Annotated in this window: 17 protein-coding genes; 7 read left to right on the top strand and 10 right to left on the bottom strand. The window is 55.1% G+C overall.

The genetic code is table 11. The annotated features are described in order from the left end of the window. Positions 1–71 precede the first annotated feature (71 nt). Together KUE00_RS19145 and KUE00_RS19140 are read left to right on the top strand one after the other, a co-directional pair. Entirely contained in the window at positions 72–1,064 is a 993-nt protein-coding gene (locus KUE00_RS19145) for a sulfate ABC transporter substrate-binding protein (RefSeq protein WP_246761584.1), read from the top strand. A gap of 385 nt (positions 1,065–1,449) precedes the next feature. Then, positions 1,450–2,205, top strand: a complete 756-nt coding sequence (locus tag KUE00_RS19140; protein ID WP_246761582.1) for a CDP-diacylglycerol diphosphatase — start codon at positions 1,450–1,452, stop codon at positions 2,203–2,205. A gap of 5 nt (positions 2,206–2,210) precedes the next feature. On the opposite strand, the gene yhjD is transcribed toward KUE00_RS19140, so the two are convergent. Together yhjD and KUE00_RS19130 are read right to left on the bottom strand one after the other, a co-directional pair. Beyond that, positions 2,211–3,215, bottom strand: coding sequence for an inner membrane protein YhjD (gene yhjD, locus KUE00_RS19135; protein WP_246761581.1), 1,005 nt, complete (start codon positions 3,213–3,215; stop codon positions 2,211–2,213). A gap of 56 nt (positions 3,216–3,271) precedes the next feature. Continuing rightward, the gene (locus KUE00_RS19130) at positions 3,272–4,171 is read right to left on the bottom strand and encodes a LysR family transcriptional regulator (protein WP_246761580.1); all 900 of its coding nucleotides are present in this window, start codon (positions 4,169–4,171) and stop codon (positions 3,272–3,274) included. Between the two features lie 114 nt (positions 4,172–4,285). Between KUE00_RS19130 and KUE00_RS19125 the strand changes: the two genes are divergently transcribed. Beyond that, positions 4,286–5,044, top strand: coding sequence for an SDR family NAD(P)-dependent oxidoreductase (locus KUE00_RS19125; RefSeq protein WP_246761579.1), 759 nt, complete (start codon positions 4,286–4,288; stop codon positions 5,042–5,044). Positions 5,045–5,086: 42 nt separating this feature from the next. Here the strand turns inward: KUE00_RS19125 and KUE00_RS19120 are convergent, their stop codons facing one another. Next, the gene (locus KUE00_RS19120) at positions 5,087–5,938 is read right to left on the bottom strand and encodes a PhzF family phenazine biosynthesis protein (RefSeq protein WP_246761578.1); all 852 of its coding nucleotides are present in this window, start codon (positions 5,936–5,938) and stop codon (positions 5,087–5,089) included. Between the two features lie 156 nt (positions 5,939–6,094). Between KUE00_RS19120 and KUE00_RS19115 the strand changes: the two genes are divergently transcribed. After that, the gene (locus KUE00_RS19115; protein WP_246761577.1) at positions 6,095–6,718 is read left to right on the top strand and encodes a glutathione S-transferase family protein; all 624 of its coding nucleotides are present in this window, start codon (positions 6,095–6,097) and stop codon (positions 6,716–6,718) included. Positions 6,719–6,724: 6 nt separating this feature from the next. Here KUE00_RS19115 and KUE00_RS19110 read toward each other — a convergent pair whose 3' ends face one another. Continuing rightward, positions 6,725–8,182 (bottom strand): aminotransferase-like domain-containing protein, encoded by a 1,458-nt coding sequence (locus tag KUE00_RS19110; protein WP_246761576.1) that lies wholly within the window; start codon positions 8,180–8,182, stop codon positions 6,725–6,727. A 136-nt stretch (positions 8,183–8,318) separates the two neighbouring features. On the opposite strand from KUE00_RS19110, the gene KUE00_RS19105 reads away from it, so the two are divergent. Further along, positions 8,319–8,903, top strand: a complete 585-nt coding sequence (locus KUE00_RS19105) for a LysE family translocator (RefSeq protein ID WP_246761575.1) — start codon at positions 8,319–8,321, stop codon at positions 8,901–8,903. A 101-nt stretch (positions 8,904–9,004) separates the two neighbouring features. Here KUE00_RS19105 and KUE00_RS19100 read toward each other — a convergent pair whose 3' ends face one another. The 4 genes from KUE00_RS19100 to KUE00_RS19085 form a co-directional block, all read right to left on the bottom strand. Beyond that, positions 9,005–11,404, bottom strand: coding sequence for a phosphoketolase family protein (locus tag KUE00_RS19100; RefSeq protein WP_246761574.1), 2,400 nt, complete (start codon positions 11,402–11,404; stop codon positions 9,005–9,007). Positions 11,405–11,637: 233 nt separating this feature from the next. Next, entirely contained in the window at positions 11,638–13,236 is a 1,599-nt protein-coding gene (gene mqo / locus KUE00_RS19095) for a malate dehydrogenase (quinone) (protein ID WP_246761573.1), read from the bottom strand. A 559-nt stretch (positions 13,237–13,795) separates the two neighbouring features. Further along, positions 13,796–14,563: a triose-phosphate isomerase gene (gene tpiA, locus KUE00_RS19090; RefSeq protein WP_246761572.1), complete on the bottom strand. Its 768-nt coding sequence runs from the start codon at positions 14,561–14,563 to the stop codon at positions 13,796–13,798. 119 nt (positions 14,564–14,682) lie between these two features. Next, positions 14,683–15,276: a DUF1454 family protein gene (locus KUE00_RS19085; RefSeq protein WP_246761715.1), complete on the bottom strand. Its 594-nt coding sequence runs from the start codon at positions 15,274–15,276 to the stop codon at positions 14,683–14,685. 92 nt (positions 15,277–15,368) lie between these two features. Between KUE00_RS19085 and KUE00_RS19080 the strand changes: the two genes are divergently transcribed. Further along, on the top strand, positions 15,369–15,812 hold the full coding sequence (locus KUE00_RS19080) for a DUF805 domain-containing protein (RefSeq protein ID WP_246761571.1): 444 nt from the start codon (positions 15,369–15,371) through the stop codon (positions 15,810–15,812). Here KUE00_RS19080 and fpr read toward each other — a convergent pair. Next, on the bottom strand, positions 15,803–16,549 hold the full coding sequence (fpr, locus tag KUE00_RS19075; protein ID WP_246761570.1) for a ferredoxin--NADP(+) reductase: 747 nt from the start codon (positions 16,547–16,549) through the stop codon (positions 15,803–15,805). The two genes, KUE00_RS19080 and fpr, sit on opposite strands and share 10 nt — an antisense overlap. Before the next feature lie 322 nt (positions 16,550–16,871). Between fpr and emrD the strand changes: the two genes are divergently transcribed. Continuing rightward, entirely contained in the window at positions 16,872–18,050 is a 1,179-nt protein-coding gene (emrD, locus tag KUE00_RS19070) for a multidrug efflux MFS transporter EmrD (protein ID WP_246761569.1), read from the top strand. An 89-nt stretch (positions 18,051–18,139) separates the two neighbouring features. Here the strand turns inward: emrD and glpX are convergent, their stop codons facing one another. After that, positions 18,140–19,150, bottom strand: coding sequence for a class II fructose-bisphosphatase (gene glpX, locus KUE00_RS19065; RefSeq protein WP_246761568.1), 1,011 nt, complete (start codon positions 19,148–19,150; stop codon positions 18,140–18,142). Positions 19,151–19,182: the final 32 nt, after the last annotated feature.

Here is a 19,182-nt window from a genome sequence, read left to right as displayed (position 1 = left end):
TTTAATTCTTTAAGTCGTGAATCACTTTGTGTCACGCTCTCAGCCAGTTAAAAACTTTGGGAGCGCGCATAATGAAAAAGTGGAGTGTCGGATTGACCTTATTGCTGGCTTCGACCAGCGTTCTGGCGAAAGATATCCAGCTGTTGAACGTCTCGTACGATCCAACTCGTGAACTGTACGAACAGTACAACAAAGCATTCAGCGCGCACTATAAGCAGGAAACGGGCGACAACGTGGTCATTCGCCAGTCGCACGGTGGTTCCGGCAAACAGGCTACCTCTGTAATTAACGGTATTCGTGCCGATGTCGTCACGCTGGCGTTGGCTTCCGACGTGGATGCTATTGCCGATCGTGGACGTATCGATAAAAACTGGATCAAGCGCCTGCCTGATAACTCTGCGCCTTACACCTCCACCATCGTTTTCCTCGTGCGCAAAGGCAATCCAAAGCAAATTCACGACTGGCAGGATCTGACGAAGCCGGGCGTTTCCGTGATTACGCCAAATCCGAAAACCTCGGGCGGCGCGCGCTGGAATTACCTGGCAGCATGGGGCTGGGCGCTGGATAAAAATAATGGCGACACGGCAAAAGCGCAGGCCTATATCAAAGCGTTATTTAAAAACGTAGAGGTACAGGACTCCGGCGCACGCGGTGCAACCAATACCTTCGTAGAGCGCGGTATTGGCGATGTACTGATTGCCTGGGAAAATGAGGCTTACCTGGCCGTTAATAAACTGGGAAAAGATCAGTTTGAAATCGTTACGCCGAGCGAATCAATCCTTGCGGAACCTACTGTTTCAGTAGTGGATAAAGTCGTGGATTCTCGCGATACGCGCAAAGTGGCCGAAGATTATCTGAAGTATCTCTACTCGCCGGAAGGCCAGGAGATTGCCGCGCAAAACTACTATCGTCCACGCGATCCGGCAGTAGCGAAGAAATATGCGAAAACTTTTGCGCCAGTGAAATTGTTTACCATCGACGATCCTAAATTCGGCGGCTGGACTAAAGCGCAAAAAACGCACTTTGCGGATGGCGGGACTTACGACCAGGCTATGCAGCGCTAAAGTATTCTGTTTGCCACGTCAGCAGAGCCCAAAAAAGTACCTCAGGGTACGAAAGGTTTGACCTGCCGTGGCAACGTTTATTGAAAAAGCGCTGGCACGGTTGGCCCGAGCTTTTTGCTAGGAGGCAAAAAGCGGCATTTATACCAGTCTGAAGCGCTTCATCCAGAGCTTGTCGTGATTTTACACGTTAAGTTGCCCGCTATCTGAAAGCCGATCGCTCGATCGGCTTTTTGCTTTTCCCTCTTATTTCGACTTTACTTCTTGCGCTATCCCGCTGAATAAAAGTATCTAATTGCGAATAGTCACTCAGGTTTATTATTTAGCATGACCTTTAGCAATGATTCGTTTACATTATGCACAGTAAATAGAGCAGAGGTTTTCTATCATGCAGGGACGAAAGCTTGTCCTGATTGTGGTTATTGCGGCCGTCGTCGCAGCCACCGGTTTGACGGCGCTGGAACATAAAAATAATGCCAATGCTTTATGGAATATCGTTAGCCAGCAATGTATTCCCAATCAGCAGCAAAATAATGATGCTACGCCGTGTCGGCTGGTGGATTTACACAATGGCTATGTAGTAATGAAAGACCGGGAAGGCCCGCTGCAATTCCTGCTGCTGCCGGTAAAGAAAATTACCGGCATTGAAAGTCCACAACTGCTGAATCCTTTTACGCCTAACTTTTTTGCCGAAGCCTGGCGCGCCCGACACTATATGGAAGAGCGACGCGGCTCGCCTGTTGCCGACAGCGCGGTGGCGCTGAGTATTAACTCGCAGCGCGGCAGAACGCAAAATCAGCTGCATATCCATATTTCATGTTTGCGCCCGGATATTCGCCGCCAGCTGGACAGCCTGAACGCGTCACTGAACGCCAGCTGGCAGTCGGTACAGCTGGGGAAACACCTTTACCAGCTCCGCACCGTGACCAGAGACGAACTGAAAAAAACCAGCCCGTTTATTCGGGTAGCAAACGAATTGCCGGGCGCGCGTGAGGAGATGGGGAAATATGGCATAGCGGTTGCGGCTATGCCGGATGGACGTCGCGTGCTGATGGTGATTAAACGTAATCTGCTGATGCTTAACCGGGGCTCGGCGGAAGAGCTGCAGGATCACAGCTGCGCTATCTTGCAGCCGTCATCCTGATTTTTTCAGACCGGGGCCTCAGGCGCTGGCTCTTCCGGGTCATCGGCATATTTTGCGGTGGCAATCCAGGCGGCGCAGAACAGCGTCAGGCGGGCAAAGAAATAGAAGAAAGCCATCAGGCCCAGCACCGAACCAAACGCCGCGCCGGAAGGCGACGAGGCCAGTTTCGGCAGCGTCATCGTCATAATCGCTTTAATCACTTCAAAGCCGATAGCGGCCAGCAGCGTACCGCGAAACAGCGCTTTTTTACGCGGCTTATGGCGCGGTAACCGCCAGAAAATCCACAAAAATAGCAGATAATTAGCCAGGATAGAGATCGACAGCGCGATGGTGGTCATCGCCGGACGCAGCCACTCAATTCCGTCCAGGCCCAGCGCCCGTACGATGGCATCCTGAGCCGCACCGGCTACGGAAGTCAGCGTAATGGTGATAAACAGTGCCAGCACCAGGCCAATGAGCGAGATAAAATCGCGCGTGTATTTAAAGTAAATCTTCTCTTTGTCCTGCTGGTTACGCTCCCAGACATCGCGCGACTGGGCGCGAACGGCTTCACGCAGGTTACCCATCCAGCTAATGCCGGAATAGAGCGCAACCAGCAAACCGGTAATCCCTACCGTGGTGCGCTGCTGAACCGCTGTTTTAACAGTGTTTTGCAGCGTGGTCGCCAGCGTAGGGTCGCTAATGCTGTTCACCATTTTATCAATCAGGCCGGTCAGTAAATCCTGGTTAGAGGCCAGCACGAAACCGATACCGGCAAAGGTCACCATCAAAATGGGGATCAGCGACAGAAAAGAAAAGTAGGTAATCGCTGCGCCAAACTGGCTGCCCATCCGATCGTTAAAGCGTTCGCCCGCACGGATAAAGTGCGCTACTGCCGGAATAGCCTGAAACCAGCTCGCCAGTCGGGAGACGCGCGTAATCGACTTATCGACGGTTTTATTGCCGGTTTTGATATTAATCAGCGGGCTGGCCTCTTTTTTTTGAGGACGTTCAGTCGTTTTTTCCTTCATGAATCCTTCTTTATATCCTTCAATAACATGGCGTAAAACAAATTATAGTCGCGCGATCAGACCACGTAATGTTTCATTGCCTGACTAAGCCAGTCCATAAAGACCTGTACCCGCCGCGTCAGGTTACGGCGGTGCGGATAAATCAATGAAACCGGCATCGGTTCCGCCCGGAAATGCGGCAGGATCTCGACCAGCTTTTTCTCCTTCAACGCCTTGCGGGCGCCGCGCTCGGGCACCTGGATAATGCCCAGGCCAGCCAGACAGGCGGCACGATAGGTCTCCGTGCTGTTGACCGTGACCGTGCCGCCAGTCTTAATATATCGGCAGATCTTTCCGTCAAAAAATTCAAAGCCCGGAGGCTGTACGCCAATCTGCTGGCTGTAATGCACCATCGCATGCGAGGCGAGGTCATCCAGCGTCGTGGGCGTGCCGAAACGCGTCAGATAATCCAGGCTGGCGCAGTTAATGATCGTTAGCTTTCCCAATGGCCTGGCAATCAGTCCAGAATTTTCCAGCGTGCCCACTCGCACCACGCAGTCAAACCCTTCGCGCACAACATCCACTCGCCGATCGCTGCTGCTCAGCTCCAGCTCAATACCGGGATAATTTTGCATAAAACCGGGCAGCAGCGGCAAAACATAATCACAAGCCATACTGACCGGCATATCTACACGTAGCCGGCCGCTTAACGTCGCAGGGTCGTGCTGAAACAGGGAATCCATTTCGTCCAGCGTCGCCAGCACGTCGCGACAGCGCTCATAATAAACCTGGCCATCCTGGGTAAGCTGGACGCGACGCGTAGTACGATGCAGCAAACGAACGCCCATCATATTTTCCAGTGATTGTAACTGACGTGACAAACTGCCTTTTGGCAGCCCCATACTCTCCGCAGCACGGGTAAAGCTCTGAAGTTCAGCTACTCTGACAAAAACCTGCATTGCTTGAATTTTATCCATTGGCGCGCTCATTGTTGTTGAAATTGAAACAGTGAAGCGTATTCAGGGATATTTATAGATCGCTTTGCCCGCAATATCCTGTTTTTTATCCACAGTGAAACCCGGAGATTTGAAATGAGCCATAAAATTGCAGTGATTACCGGCGGTAGCCGCGGTTTAGGTCGAAATGGGGCGCTGAAGCTGGCGGAAAAGGGCGTTGACGTCATTTTGACCTGGCGCGGAAAAGAGCCGGAAGCGTTAGAGACGGTGAAGGAGATCGAGGCGCTGGGAGCCCGTGGCGTGGCGCTTCAGCTGAATGTGAGCGACAGCCAGGCTTTCCCTGCTTTTGTCGATGAAGTAAAAAAACAGCTGAAAGCCGTCTGGCAGCGCGACAGCTTTGATTATTTAGTGAACAACGCCGGCACGGCCCTGCATGAGCCTTTTATTTCTACCACGGAGGCGCAGTTCGACGAGCTGGTTAACGTCCATTTTAAAGGACCGTTTTTCCTGACCCAGTTGTTACTGCCGCTAATGGTTAACGGCGGCAGCATTCTGAATATCTCCAGCGGTCTGACCCGCTTCAGTCAACCCGGTTCAGGTGCTTATGCGGCCATGAAAGGCGCGATGGAGGTGCTGACGCGCTATCAGGCGAAAGAGCTGGCGGCAAGGGGGATCAGAGTCAACATTCTGGCCCCCGGCGCTATCGAAACGGATTTCAGCGATGGCAGAGTGCGTGACAACCCTCAGGTAAACGCTTTTATCTCTTCGGTTACGGCGCTTGGTCGACCGGGCGTGCCGGATGATATTGGTAAAGCCATCGCGATGTTGCTCAGCGAAGAGAGCGGCTGGATTACCGGCCAGCGTATTGAAGCCTCTGGCGGAATGTTTTTGTGAGAGATCAACATGCCGGAAATGGTGATTTCCGGCACGCAAACATCAGATGCGGATCTCGCCGTCAATCACCGTTACCGTGTGGCCGCCGATCCAGGGATGGCCAGCCGCCCAGTTAACGTTGAGACGTCCTGCACGCTGGAGAGCGGTTCCCTGGCGTACCCGGTAATCCAGTTCGACGCCCTGCGCCTGAAAATAGCGGGCAAGACAGGCGTTAGCGCTGCCGGTCACCGGATCTTCACACAGTGAACCATGCTCCATAAGCAGGCCGCGTACTTCATACTGTTCCTCTTCTCCCTGTAGCGGGCCAAACGGCATCACGCCCGTGACGCGGGCTTTTTTCAACAGCCGTTCAAATTCCGTCACGTCAGGCCGGATAGCCAGCACCGCCTCAGCGGAAATCATCGGCACCAGCAGAAAACGGATCCCCATATCGGCCACCATCACCGGCAGCTTTGTCTCAAACGCATTGCTGTTCAGCGCGCTGGATAAAGGCGCGTCGTTAAATTCGGTCAGCGTCGCTTCGGGTGCGGCAAAGGCCAGTGCGCCGTTGTCGCCAATGCGGATCGTCACCAGCCCCAGCTCGCACTGCTGCACAATCTGCCCCGCTTTTTTCAGGCTGATTCCTGACTCCAGAAGCGCGTGCGCAGTACCCAGCGTCGGGTGGCCGGCAAAAGGCAGTTCGCCGTCCGGAGTAAAAATCCTTACCCGATAATCAGCCTGCGGATCGGTGGCAGGCAGCACGAACGTGGTTTCCGATAAGTGCGTCCAGCGGGCCGTAGCCTGCATCTGTGCCGTACTCAGATCGTCCGCCGCCAAAATCACCGCCAGCGGGTTACCGTTCAGGGGGGAAGAAGTAAAAACATCGACCTGCTTAAAAGCGCGTAATTGCGTCATAACAAAGCCCTTTCCGTTAACAATATTTGAGAGTATCAGGAATTTTCACGATCGGAACCCGTGAGAGATGCTATTTTCAGGACTGGAGTAACGTTTTCAGTTCGCGCTGAAAAGGGTAGGAATAGCCAAAACCTGAACAAAAAAAGTGACGGAATTATGCTGAAAATACTGGGGCGAGCTTCGTCCATCAATGTTCGAAAAGTCCTGTGGACCTGTGAAGAACTGGGGATTGCCTTTGAGCGGGAAGAGTGGGGTGACGGTGCAAAATCGCCCCAGGACGCGGAATTTAAGGCACTCAATCCCAACGCGCTGATGCCGGTTATCCGGGATGATGAGTTCGTCCTGTGGGAGTCGAACGCGATTATTCGCTATCTGGCAAATGCTTACGACGGCAGCTGGCTTTATCCACAGGAGCCACGTCCGCGTGGGTTAATCGATCAGTGGATTGACTGGCAGGCGACCGAATTAAACACCTCCTGGCGCTATGCGTTCATGTCGCTGGTGCGGCACTCTCCCGCCCATCAGGATCCGCGCCTGCTGGCCGCCGCCTGCAAAGGCTGGAGTTACACCATGGCCATTCTGAATCAGCAACTGGAACGTACCGACGCCTATGTTGCCGGTAGCGCCTTTTCGCTGGCCGATATCCCGATAGGCTTGTCGGTGAACCGCTGGTACGAAACGCCAATAGAGCATCCGGAGCTACCGGCGGTGCGCGCCTATTACGAACGGCTGACAAAGCGTAAAGCCTATGCGCACTGGGGACGTAACGGTATGCCGTGAGCCGGGTTAGCTGATGCCGGCCGGGATGCCGCTTAATTCACAGGCCAGCGCGCCTGTCCGCTTCAGCGCCCAGGTATAGCGTTCGTCGAAAGGATAACAGCAGGTCAGGCGAATGGCGCTGTTGCAGCGATCGCTCAGCGTATAGAGCGCGCCGGGCGTGAGGCAGATTTTTTCCTGCAGCAGGCGGTGAAACAGCTCAATGCAGTCCACCTGGCCCGGTAGCTCGACCCAGAAGATAAAGCCGCCGCCGGGCAGCGTCGCCCGCGTTCCCTGAGGAAAATGCCGGGCAATCAGTCCGCGAGCTTCGTCCATGTGCGCGGCGTAGCGACGGCGCATGGTGCGCAGATGGTGGTCATAACCGCCAGACTCCAGAAATAATCCCAGCGTTTCGCTTAACAGTTTCGATTCGGTCAGTGATGAAACCGACTTCAGCCGCGCCAGCTGTTCGCTAAAACGGCCTGCTGCCACCCAGCCCACATGAAAATCGGGCGCGACCGTTTTGGTAAAACTGGCGCAGTGTATTACCCAGCCATCGGTATCAAAGGCTTTTACCGCAGGCGAAAGCGGCCAGCAAAATTGCAGCTCGCAATACAGCCCATCTTCAATCAGCGGCACCTGGTAATGGTTAACCAGCTTCGCCAGCCGCTTTTTATCTTCCAGCCGCATGGTGCATCCCAGCGGGTTTTGTACCGTCGGCATTGCGACCAGCGCCTGAATACGCTGTTCTCGTAATACTAGCTCCAGCGCGTCCAGCGACAGGCCATACTGAGGGTCGGTAGGAATTTCCAGGACTTTTAGCCCCAGGCTGGCAAGAAGCGGGAAAAGATAAAAATAGGTGGGCGTCTCAACCCCGACACAGTCGCCAGGCTTAGTGACCGCCCGCAAAGCCAGCTGTAGCGCCTCCATACAGCCGTGCGTCAGCGTAATATCTTCAGTGGTCAGCTTCATGCCCAAATCCGTGACGCGACGGGCGATTTCGCGACGCAGCCGCTCGCTGCCGGGCGGAAGCGCGTAGCGGCCAATCAGCCCGGGTTCACGACGCAGCAGCGAAGCCATGATGCGGCTAATTTTTGCCGTCGGAAAGAAGTCACTGTTTTGCGGACACGCCAGCGAAATATTGATGTAGTCAGGATGGTTTTGCGCGGCAAAAACGGCATCGATCAAATCCAGTTTCTCGCTGCTGGGCGAACGTACCTGCGTTCGATGGTTGCCGGGGGCTTTTACCGAAGGCAGCACGCCGCGCACGTAGTAGCCAGACTGCGGCCTGGCCTCAATTAAACCGCGATCTTCCAGCAGCCGATAAGCCGCCAGCACCGTATTAATGCTGACCTGATGGGTAGCGGCGCAGCGGCGAATAGCAGGCAGGCGACTGCCGGGCAGCCAGGTGCCCTGATGAATCGCCTGCGCCAGCGTTTCGGCCAGCTGGTGATATAACGTGTGCTCTTGCGGTTCGATGATGGACACAGTTGGCTCTCCGGCGCAGGGGTACAGTCTGGGAGTAAACAGGATTGTAACCGTAACAATAGTGTATTTCTGAATCTGTTACCATTGGCGTGCGCTCCTTACTATGGTGTTTTCATTTACCTGCTGGAGCGCAACCATGCTCGATCCCTCTTTTTTCAGTTATGTGACCGTAATGTCCATTACGCCAGGCCCGAATAACCTGATGTTGGCCACCTCCGGCGTTAATTTTGGTATGCGCCGCACGCTGCCGATGATGTTTGGCATCACGCTGGGTTGCGCTTTGCAAATTGCCATGGCCGTGCTGCTGCTGGACAGTCTGCTGCTCTGGATGAGCGCCATTCGCCTGCCGCTGACGCTGCTGGGCTGCGCTTATCTGCTGTGGCTTTCATGGAAAATTTTTCGCGCTGGCGCGCCGGAAATGCGGGAAAAAGCCCGGCCGGTATCGCTGGTAAACGGCGCGCTATTGCAGGTGGTTAATCCCAAGGCCTGGCTGATGGCGACCAATGTGGCGCTGATCTATTCTGCCAGCAGCAGTATCGTGCCGATGATGAGCGGCTTTGCCCTGTTAAACCTGCCCTGTATCCTGGTCTGGGCCGTAATGGGTGACCGGCTGGGCAGGCACCTTCAGGTTGCGTGGAAGCTTAAAGCATTCAACAGCGTGATGGCGCTGTCGCTGGTGATTACCGTTGGCTGGATGCTGGTGGAAGTGTTGAAGCCATAAACAGTGGTCGTTACCGAATCCTGCAACATTCATGTGCAGGATTCGGTGGCAAGAAAGCCCGGGATAACAATATCGCGGGCCAAACCTATAGCGATGCTGCTTTAATCTCCCGCTTCGCCGCTGCCTTCCTGTGATGGCCATTTCCAGTCGCGCACTTCCGGAATGTCTTCGCCATGTTCGCGCACGTAAGCGTGGTGAGCGGCCAGTTTTTCCTGTAACGCATCCAGCACGTCCGCAGCTTTTTCCTGTAGGCCCGGCACGCGCAAAATCGCTTCCTGCGCCAGATGGTAACGATCCAGCTCGTTCAGCACCGTCATATCGAAAGGCGTGGTAGTGGTGCCTTCTTCATTGAATCCCCGCACGTGGAAGTTTGGATGGTTGTTACGCTGGTAGGTCAGACGATGGACCAGTGCCGGATAGCCGTGGAAAGCAAAGATAACCGGCTTGTCACGCGTAAATATTTCATCGAAATCTTGTTCTTCCAGGCCGTGAGGATGCTGCTCACGCGTTTGCAGCGCCAGCAAATCTACTACGTTAACTACGCGTACCGACAGGTCGGGCAGATATTGCCGTAGCAGATCCACCGCCGCCAGCGTTTCCATGGTGGGTACGTCGCCCGCGCAGGCCATTACCACTTCAGGCTGCTTACCCGCTTTTTCGTTACCGGCCCAAGGCCAAATCCCCATGCCTTTTTCACAGTGTGCAGCCGCTTCCTCTATCGTCAGCCACTGCGGCTCCGGCTGCTTACCGGCAATAATCACGTTGATGCGGTTCCAGGTTTTCAGGCAATGATCGCCAACCCAAAGCAGCGTGTTAGCGTCCGGCGGCAGATAAACGCGGACAACGTCGGCCTTTTTGTTGACAACGTGATCGATAAAGCCGGGATCCTGATGGCTATAGCCATTGTGGTCCTGGCGCCAGACGTGGGAGGAGAGAAGATAGTTAAGCGAGGCGATTGGCTCACGCCAGGGCAGCTTGCGGGAAACCTTCAGCCATTTAGCGTGCTGGTTAAACATAGAATCGATAATATGGATAAAGGCTTCGTAACAGTTAAACAGGCCGTGACGACCGGTCAGCAGATAACCTTCCAGCCAGCCCTGGCACTGGTGTTCGCTGAGGATTTCCATGACCCGACCATCCGGTGCCAGCTGGACGTCGTAATCGCGGATAGCTTCCATCCAGGTGCGGTTAGTGACGTCAAAAACCTTACTCAGGCGGTTAGAGGCAGTTTCATCCGGGCCAAACAGGCGGAAGTTATCGGGATTGTCGCGGAAAATAGCGCTGAGATAGCTTGCCAGCACGGCGGTGGACTGCTCCTGCGTTTCACCAGGTTTTGCAACGTCGACGGCAAACTGTCTGATATCCGGTGTTTTAAGCTCTTTTCGCAGCCGACCGCCGTTAGCGTATGGCGTCGCGCCCATCCGTTTTTCGCCTTGCGGTGCCAGCGCCTGTAGTTCAGGTTTGAGCCTGCCTTCGGCATCAAACAGATCGTCAGGATGATAGCTTTGCATCCACTCCTGCAAAAGCTGGCGGTGCTCGTCGTTTTCACGGCATTCAGAAACCGGCACCTGATGAGCGCGCCAGAAACCCTCCACTTTTTTCCCGTCTACGGTTTTGGGGCCGGTCCAGCCTTTGGGACTTCGCAGAATAATCATTGGCCAGGCGGGGATGCTGTCGCTGGCTTCGCCCTGACGCGCCTGCTGCTGGTAATGGCGGATGCGGTCAAAAGCGTAATCGAAGGCGTCGGCCATCAGGCGATGCATTTTCTGCGGATCGTCGCCGCTGACAAACAGCGGTTCGTAACCATAACCCGCAAATAGCTGGCGGAGATCGTCGTCGCTGCTGCGTCCCAGCAGCGTAGGGTTAGCAATTTTGTAGCCATTAAGGTGCAGAATCGGCAGGACGGCACCGTCCCGGGCGGCGTTTAAAAACTTGGTGCCGTGCCAGCTGGCCGCGAGCGGGCCGGTTTCGGCCTCGCCATCGCCGATCACGCAGGGCACGATAAGATCCGGATGATCGAAAGCGGCCCCAAAGGCATGCACCAGCGAATATCCTAGCTCACCGCCTTCATGGATTGAGCCGGGCGTTTCCGGCGCGGCATGGCTGGGAATGCCACCGGGAAAAGAGAACTGACGGAAAAGGCGCTGCATACCCTGAGCATCCGCACTAATTTGCGGATAAATTTCGCTGTAGGTTCCTTCCAGCCAGGTGTTTGCCACCATGCCCGGCCCGCCGTGACCGGGGCCACAGATATACAGCAGATCGACATCGCGCTGGCGAATAATGCGGTTTAAGTGCGCATAAATAAAGTTCAGCCCAGGCGTGGTTCCCCAGTGTCCCAACAGACGTGGCTTAATGTGTTCAGGCTGCAGCGGTTCACGCAGCAGAGGGTTAGCCATCAGGTAGATCTGCCCGACCGAAAGATAGTTGGCGGCGCGCCAGTAGCGGTCGAGCAGCTGAAGTTCAGAATCGGTTGCGGAATGGGGGGAAGAGGTGTCCATCTGCTGCTCCTTTTCATTTGGGTTAGCTAAAAGCATAGACGGCTGAGGGCGTTGTGCGGGAAGCGGCAGGGCGCGCGGCTGAAAAAACGGAAAGATTCTGTTTCAGACGGTAAAGCGCGGGGGGTTAGTAAAGTATCCTGCGCCAGAGACGACGCAGGATGGGCTATTGGGGCGTGGCTTCCAGTTCCAGCCCTCTGGCGGTTAAGCCTTGAGTTTGCGATATAAGCCGCTGCTTATTTACCTATCACCGACGCGCCAGCAACGGCGGCTTCATCGTTAGCAGCGGTAAACGGCGAGTAGTCGAGCTGCAGAATACGGCTGGTTTCGGCAAGTTGATGTTCGGTCGCCGCCACGTTGCCGTTCAGCTTCTGACCATAAGAAGGCATCATCATCTTCAGCTTCGCCTGCCATTTTGGCGTGGCGATTTTGTCCTTAAATACCTTGCTCATTAAATCCAGCATGGCAGTGGCGGCCGTAGAGGCGCCAGGCGACGCGCCCAGCAGCGCCGAGATGGTGCCATCCTGCGAAGTCACTACCTCCGTGCCCAGCTTCAGCACGCCGCCTTTTTGCGCATCCTTTTTAATAATCTGTACGCGCTGACCCGCCTTAACCCGACGCCAGTCCTCTTTTTTCGCTTCCGGGAAATATTCCTGTAACGCCTTGCAGCGGTCGTCATCGGTCAGCATCACCTGACCTATCAGGTACTTCACCAGATCGAAGTTATCCAGCCCGACGTGCATCATCGGCTTAAAGTTTGACGCGGTCATTGAGCCAAACATATCCCACAGCGAACCTTGCTTGAGGAATTTGGTGGAAAAGGTCGCAAAAGGCCCGAACAGCAGGACCTGTTTGCCGTCCAGCATGCGCGTATCCAGATGCGGAACGGACATAGGTGGCGCGCCGACGGAGGCCTTGCCGTAAACCTTGGCAAGATGGCGTTTTACCACCTCCGGATTTTCCGTTACCAGAAATTCACCGCCAACAGGGAAGCCTGCATAATCTTTGGCTTCCGGAATGCCCGTTTTTTGCAGCAGCGTCAGCGCCGCGCCGCCCGCACCAATAAAGATATACTTCGCGCGCAGGGTTTTTTGCTGGCCGTTGTTGTTTAAATCGGCGATGGTCACGTTCCAGCTGCCGTCGTCGTTACGCTGAAAGCCGCGCACTTCATGGCTGGCATCCAGTGAAAAACTGGGGTTCTTCTGCAGTGAAGCAACCATCTGACGCGTCATTTCACCGAAGTTCACGTCCGTACCGGTGGTAATGCGCGTGGCCGCCACGCGTTCTGTTACATCACGACCTTCCATCAGCAGCGGAACCCACTCTCTGATCTGTTCCGGATCTTCTGAATATTCCATGCCGCGGAACAGCGAGCTTTTCTGTAACGCCTCAAAGCGCTTCTTCAAAAACGCCACGTTATCCTCGCCCCAGACGAAGCTCATGTGCGGCACGGTATTAATGAAGCTGTGCGGATGGTTCAGAATGCCTTTTTGCACCAGATGCGCCCAGAACTGGCGAGAAACCTGGAAAGATTCGTTGATCTCAACGGCCTTGGTGATATCGACCGTACCGTCGGCTTTCTGCGGCGTATAGTTCATTTCCGCCAGCGCGGCGTGACCGGTGCCCGCGTTATTCCAGCCATTGGAACTCTCTACGGCCACGCTGTCCAGGCGCTCGACCATACTGATGCGCCACTCTGGCTCCAGCGCCTGTAGATAAGTACCGAGCGTGGCGCTCATAGCGCCTCCGCCGATCAGTAATACATCGATTTCTTCATCTGCCGTAGCGGCTTTCGCGGAGCCCATAACGGCCAGAAGTCCTGCTAATTTTGGCATGAGTCGACTTCTCCGTATGTTGACCAATCAACATGGTGAGCAAGCGAAACGGCGCGGCTTATAACGGGCCTCGTACGCCGTTTCACTGTATACAGGGCGTTTCCATCAAAAAAACGGATGATTAACGCGCATTAAGCGTCTCAGAAATATACCATTGTTACGCGGCAATTAAAAAATTGTTTAAAGATTAAAAATAAGAATGCTGGCCTTGCGAAGATTAGCAATCGTGATAGTGAACGGGGTAATTAAACGCTGGCTGGATTGAATGCTCTTTACTTACAACAGGATAGGTAAATAGCCCGATGGGGAAAAAATCGGCAGGGTGGATAAAAAGCAGACTTTTCTCGATCAATAAATCGGCAGGATAAAAATATTTTTCAGCGGGTGCTGGCGGGCGCTTTGTTGATTTTATGTTAATGAAATGTTTGTTTTGGCCAGGTGGACCAGCAGGGAAGTGTGATGTAGATCGAAAAAACCCGTTCCGTTACCGGAGCGGGTTTATGGTTATGCGTTTATGCTGCAATAGCAGCCTTAACGATAACGGTAAAAGCGTCCGCTATTACGCGTTTTTCGCTGCGGCAGCAGCCTTAACGATCACGGCGAAAGCGTCCGCTTTCAGCGATGCACCGCCAACCAGCGCGCCATCAATATCCGGCTGGGCAAACAGTTCAGCAGCGTTTTTATCGTTAACGGAACCGCCGTACTGAATGATGACCTGAGCCGCAACGGCCTCGTCTTTCTTCGCGATATGGTCGCGGATAAATTTGTGTACGGCCTGGGCCTGCGCTGGGGTTGCAGATTTGCCGGTGCCGATAGCCCAGACAGGCTCATAGGCAATGACCACGCCGTTGAACGCTTCTGCGCCCTGGGTGTTCAGCACGGCGTCAATCTGGCGTGCGCAAACTTCTTCGGTTTTGCCCGCTTCGTTTTCCGCTTCGGTTTCACCGATGCAAAGAACAGGGATCAGGCCCGCCGTTTTCAGCACGGCAAATTTCTTCGCAATCAGCTCATCGCTTTCTTTATGATAAGTACGACGCTCGGAGTGGCCGATAATAATGTATTTTGCGCCAACGTCTTTCAGCATGTCGGCAGAAACTTCACCGGTGAAAGCGCCAGAAAGATTGACGTCAACGTTCTGTGCGCCAAGCGCGATATGGCTACCGGAGCTGGCGTGCTTAGCCAGATCCAGATAAATCGTCGGAGGGGCAATGGCTACGCCACAGCCATCAACGGCGCTCAGCTCATTGCGCAGACCGGCAATCAGCTCGTTAACCATCTGCTTGCTGCCGTTCAGTTTCCAGTTACCCATTACTAACGGATGTCGCATTCTATCCTCCACGCTTAGCGCGATACGGTTAAATTACCCTGCCTGAGCAGCGGTTGTCTGCCAGACAGTATAGAGATCAAAACCCCGGAAGGCTTTGCTTTTCGTCATCTTTCAGGCGGTCAATTAGCGCCCATCGCCAGCTTCACGGGCTCAATAGCGAAGGTCAGTCCCTTATCGCCGTTGTCGGCAACCACGTAGCGAAGCGCGCCTTCTGCCTGGGCGTAATAACGGGAACCTTTCCCTTTTGCCAGGACCTCGTCCAGCCGCTTCTGGCTCTGTTGCTGGGTCAGCGTTGGCTCAAAAAATCTGGCCAGCGCGACCATATAAGCCACCGCCTTGTCGCGCGATGCTTTTTCATCCGGGCCCGGCACCGGCAGTAACGTAATCTGTAACGTTTTGATCTTACCGGTTCCCTGTTCCAGCGCGGTAGAAGAGTAGAGATTTTCATTGATCTTGCTGGCGGCACGCGTCAAATTACTCTTGTCGCCCCGGCTGTCGGTCGCGCGATATTCAGCAATCTGTAATCCAGGATTAATAGCATTATACTTTTCGCGAAACTGGCCGATAGTCATATCAAAGGTCGGCGCGCCGGCCAGAAGATAGGGTGCCACAGGCATATGTTCAGCACGCTCCTGCGGATCGGCGTCGGCCCGGACGGGCAGCGTCATCAACCAGACCAGTAACGTAAAACCTGTGAACATCGCTTTATTCATTATCTGTAGCTCTAACCAGTGCATTTAACTCAAGATTAGAACGGACAATGACCGGCAAAGTCAAAGCCTGACGCTGTTCTGAGGAAGAAAAAATGACCTTACAAGCGTGGTGTTTTTCCTGGCGAGGCAGGCTGGGACGGCGCGATCTGTGGATCTGGTTAACGCTCTGGCTGCTGTTGCTGACCGTGCTTTTCTCGCTGGCCGCACGCGGCTGGATCAGCACCCAGACGGCGGCCTTTTGCGTGGTTAGCCTGCTCTGGCCATCCAGCGCCGTGGTGGTCAAGCGCCTGCACGACCGCAATAAGTCGGCCTGTTGGGGACTTTTGCTGATCGTCGCCTGGATGCTGATGGCGGGAAACTGGGAATCGCTCTCTCCCGGCTGGCAGTGGGCGCTGGGCCGCTTTACGCCCACGCTGATCCTCGTCACGATGATGCTGGAACTGGGCGTATTCAGCGGAAGCAAAGGTGAAAACCGCTTCGGCAAAACCACGCTGCAGGTCAACTATTTTGGCCGCCGGACGCCGGATTACCAGTAATGCTCGCTGGTGATATGGCCCGGTTTACGCTTCAGATGCTTACGCATTTCGCGCGTCTCTTTCAGCAACTGCTGGGTGTCTCTGACCATTTGCGGATTACCGCACAGCATGACGTGGCTTTCCTGTGCCGTTATCGGCAGGCCAACGGCTGCTTCCAGTTCGCCACTGTCGATCAGTGCGGGTACCCGGCCCGTTAGCGCGGCAGGGGTTTCTTCGCGGCTGACCACGGTTTGAATACGTAGCTGGCCGCTATAGCGCTGCTCCAGCGTCTGCATCAACGGCAGGTAGCTCAGGTCCCGCGCGTAGCGAACGGCATGCACCAGCACAATGTTTTCAAAGCGCTCCAGTCCTTTGCCTTCCTGCAAAATCGACAGATAGGGGCCGATTGCGGTGCCGGTTGCCAGCATCCACAGCGTTTTGCAGTCGGGTACTTCATCAATAACAAAGAAACCCGCAGCCTCTTTGGTGATCATCAACGTCTGGCCGGGCTGTAGCGCGTGCAGGCGCGGGCTGAGTTTCCCTTCCGGCACCGTCACCAGATAAAACTCCAGATCTTTGTTGCCCGGTACGTTTACATAGGAATAGGCGCGCTGTACGCGTTCACCGTCAACTTCCAGCGCCAGCTTGGCAAACTGTCCGGCGATAAAAGGATCGACAGGCGCGTTGACGGTGATGCTGAACAGGCTTTCTGTCCAGTCATGCACCTCTTTTACGGTGGCGTTGACCCATTCGGCCATCTTTTACTCCTTTGGTCATGCGGGTGAGCATCCCAACGTGCTGATAAGCTTTGCGTCACGTCAGGTAAATCTCTTCTTATCTTCGCTACAGAAACGCCTTTTTTCCAGTTTCGGCCGCCGACAAAGCTCATATCGACAAATCAACGCTATACGTACAGTTTGCTTTACGCGCCTGAACGCTTTTACTGACACTCAGCCGCTGGCGATTTTTGCTTGCCCTCTCGCTTTGTCATCTATTCCTGATATTTTCCTCGCCATTCACTCCCCCTTCTGGCGAATCGCGCTTTCTGATAGCGGATTGGCCGTTAACCGTGCTGGAAAAATGAAGAAAATAGCAAACGGGCATCTGTTGGTGATGCTGATCGCGCTGGTGGCCGTCGGGCAGATGGCGCAGACCATTTATGTTCCCGCTATGGCGACTATCGCCCAGGATTTTGGCGTGCGTGATGGCGTGGTGCAGCGCGTGATGGCGGCTTATCTGATGACCTATGGCGGCTCGCAGCTGTTGTACGGCCCGCTGTCCGATAATATTGGCCGCCGTCCGGTGATCCTGGGTGGACTCGCTATTTTTATGGTGGGTTCGCTGGTAGCGCTTGGCGCACCGACTTTTGATCTGCTGGTACTGGGCAGCGCCATTCAGGGATTAGGAACCGGCGTGGCGGGCGTAATGGCGCGTACTATGCCGCGCGACCTTTATGCCGGGGGCGAACTGCGTCAGGCTAACAGCCTGCTGAATATGGGTATTCTGGTTAGTCCGCTGATTGCGCCGGTGCTGGGTGCGGTATTGACCCACCTGCTGGGCTGGCACGCCTGCTTTATTTTTCTGCTGCTGCTCTGCCTGTCGGTGGGCGTAGCCATGATGCGCTGGCTGCCGGAAACGCGTCCCGCACCGCTGGAAAAGCGCGCATTTTTTTCGCGCTATCGTCCGCTGCTGGCTGACGGCACCTTCGTACGCTATTTGATTATGCTGATGGGCGCGCTCGGCGGCATCGCCGTTTTTGAGGCCAGCTGTGGCGTACTGATGGGCGGCGTACTGGGGCTGAACAGCATTACGGTCAGCCTGCTGTTTATTCTGCCTGTGCCAGCGGCGTTTTTTGGCGCATGGTTTGCCGGTCGCGACAATAAACCTTTCCAGCAGCTGATGTGGTGGTCGGTCAACAGCTGCCTGCTGGCCGGGGCGCTGATGTGGATCCCGGCCTGGTTCGGGGTGATGACCATCTGGACGCTGGTTGTGCCTGCCGCACTGTTTTTCTTTGGCGCGGGCATGTTGTTTCCGCTGGCGACCACGGGCGCGATGGAGCCGTGGCCCTATATGGCCGGTACCGCAGGCGCGCTGCTGGGCGGCTTGCAGAATCTGGGATCGGGCCTTGCGGCCTGGCTATCGGCGCTGTTGCCGCAGACCGGGCAGTTTAGCCTGGGAATGCTGATGTTCGCGATGGCGCTGCTGATCCTGCTTTGCTGGCTGCCGCTGTCGAAAAGACCTGAGCTTCAGGCGATATAGCCAGAATCAGCCGGCCGGCATGGATGCGTATGCCGGTCGTGCTTTACGTTGTTCAGTCATGTAAACGGGCCAAACAGCCCGTTCGCATGTTACAGGATATAGGGATGCAGGCTCTCATCCTTGCGATCCAGATAGTGAATAGATTGAATGCGGCGAATGGTACGTGACTTGCCGCGCACCAGCAGCGTTTCGGTAGTGGCAACGTTGCCCTGACGCGTAATGCCTTTCAGCAGATCGCCGCTGGTAATGCCGGTAGCGGAGAAAATGACGTTATCGTTGCGCGCCATCTCATCAAGCCGTAACACCTTGCCCGCTTCAATACCCATTTCCGCACAGCGCTTCAGCTCCTGTTCGCCCAGCGCACGGTTGTCTGGCGTATCGCCTTTGACTACGTGACGTGCCAGCAGTCGTCCATGCATGTCGCCATCCAGCGCGCGGATCACCGCTGCGGAAACCACGCCTTCAGGCGCGCCGCCAATACCATAGAGCACGTCTACTTCACTGTCTGGCATACAGGTCAGGATAGAAGCCGCCACGTCCCCGTCTGGAAAAGCAAAAATGCGCACGCCCAGCTGCTGAAGTTCGGCAATGACGTCGTCATGGCGCGGCTTGGCCAGAATGGTAACGGTAAGTTCCGACAGCGGTTTTTGCAGCGCCTTTGCCACTCTCTGCAGGTTTTCCGCCAGCGGCAGCGCCAGATCGATAACGCCTTTTGCGCCCGGCCCAACCACCAGCTTTTCCATATACATATCGGGCGCGTTCAGAAATGTACCTTTATCGCCAACGGCCAGCACGGCCAGCGCGTTGGCCTGGCCCATCGCGGTCATGCGGGTACCTTCAATCGGGTCGACGGCAATATCCACCGCGTCGCCCTGGCCGCTGCCAACCTTTTCACCGATATAAAGCATGGGAGCTTCATCAATCTCTCCCTCGCCAATGACAATTTGCCCGTCGATATTCACTTTGTTCAGCATGATGCGCATAGCGTGTACGGCTGCGCCGTCAGCCGCGTTTTTGTCGCCGCGTCCCAGCCACTTATAGCCAGCCAGCGCCGCCGCTTCCGTTACGCGTGAAAATTCAATGGCGAGTTCTCGTTTCATAATGGGCCTCGGGAAAGTGATGAGGCGAAAAG

Origin of the sequence: Erwinia phyllosphaerae (assembly GCF_019132875.1) — a bacterium.
GTDB classification, from domain to species: domain Bacteria; phylum Pseudomonadota; class Gammaproteobacteria; order Enterobacterales; family Enterobacteriaceae; genus Erwinia; species Erwinia phyllosphaerae.
This window is presented reverse-complemented; position numbering and strand designations above follow the sequence as displayed.

Excerpts from the sequence above, each read along its gene's own strand:
- KUE00_RS19145 (WP_246761584.1), top strand. The coding sequence starts at position 72 with ATGAAAAAGTGGAGTGTCGGATTGACCTTATTGCTGGCTTCGACCAGC.
- KUE00_RS19140 (WP_246761582.1), top strand. The coding sequence starts at position 1,450 with ATGCAGGGACGAAAGCTTGTCCTGATTGTGGTTATTGCGGCCGTCGTC.
- yhjD (WP_246761581.1), bottom strand. The coding sequence starts at position 3,215 with ATGAAGGAAAAAACGACTGAACGTCCTCAAAAAAAAGAGGCCAGCCCG.
- KUE00_RS19130 (WP_246761580.1), bottom strand. The coding sequence starts at position 4,171 with ATGGATAAAATTCAAGCAATGCAGGTTTTTGTCAGAGTAGCTGAACTT.
- KUE00_RS19125 (WP_246761579.1), top strand. The coding sequence starts at position 4,286 with ATGAGCCATAAAATTGCAGTGATTACCGGCGGTAGCCGCGGTTTAGGT.
- KUE00_RS19120 (WP_246761578.1), bottom strand. The coding sequence starts at position 5,938 with ATGACGCAATTACGCGCTTTTAAGCAGGTCGATGTTTTTACTTCTTCC.
- KUE00_RS19115 (WP_246761577.1), top strand. The coding sequence starts at position 6,095 with ATGCTGAAAATACTGGGGCGAGCTTCGTCCATCAATGTTCGAAAAGTC.
- KUE00_RS19105 (WP_246761575.1), top strand. The coding sequence starts at position 8,319 with ATGCTCGATCCCTCTTTTTTCAGTTATGTGACCGTAATGTCCATTACG.
- KUE00_RS19100 (WP_246761574.1), bottom strand. The coding sequence starts at position 11,404 with ATGGACACCTCTTCCCCCCATTCCGCAACCGATTCTGAACTTCAGCTG.
- mqo (WP_246761573.1), bottom strand. The coding sequence starts at position 13,236 with ATGCCAAAATTAGCAGGACTTCTGGCCGTTATGGGCTCCGCGAAAGCC.
- tpiA (WP_246761572.1), bottom strand. The coding sequence starts at position 14,563 with ATGCGACATCCGTTAGTAATGGGTAACTGGAAACTGAACGGCAGCAAG.
- KUE00_RS19085 (WP_246761715.1), bottom strand. The coding sequence starts at position 15,276 with ATGAATAAAGCGATGTTCACAGGTTTTACGTTACTGGTCTGGTTGATG.
- KUE00_RS19080 (WP_246761571.1), top strand. The coding sequence starts at position 15,369 with ATGACCTTACAAGCGTGGTGTTTTTCCTGGCGAGGCAGGCTGGGACGG.
- fpr (WP_246761570.1), bottom strand. The coding sequence starts at position 16,549 with ATGGCCGAATGGGTCAACGCCACCGTAAAAGAGGTGCATGACTGGACA.
- emrD (WP_246761569.1), top strand. The coding sequence starts at position 16,872 with ATGAAGAAAATAGCAAACGGGCATCTGTTGGTGATGCTGATCGCGCTG.
- glpX (WP_246761568.1), bottom strand. The coding sequence starts at position 19,150 with ATGAAACGAGAACTCGCCATTGAATTTTCACGCGTAACGGAAGCGGCG.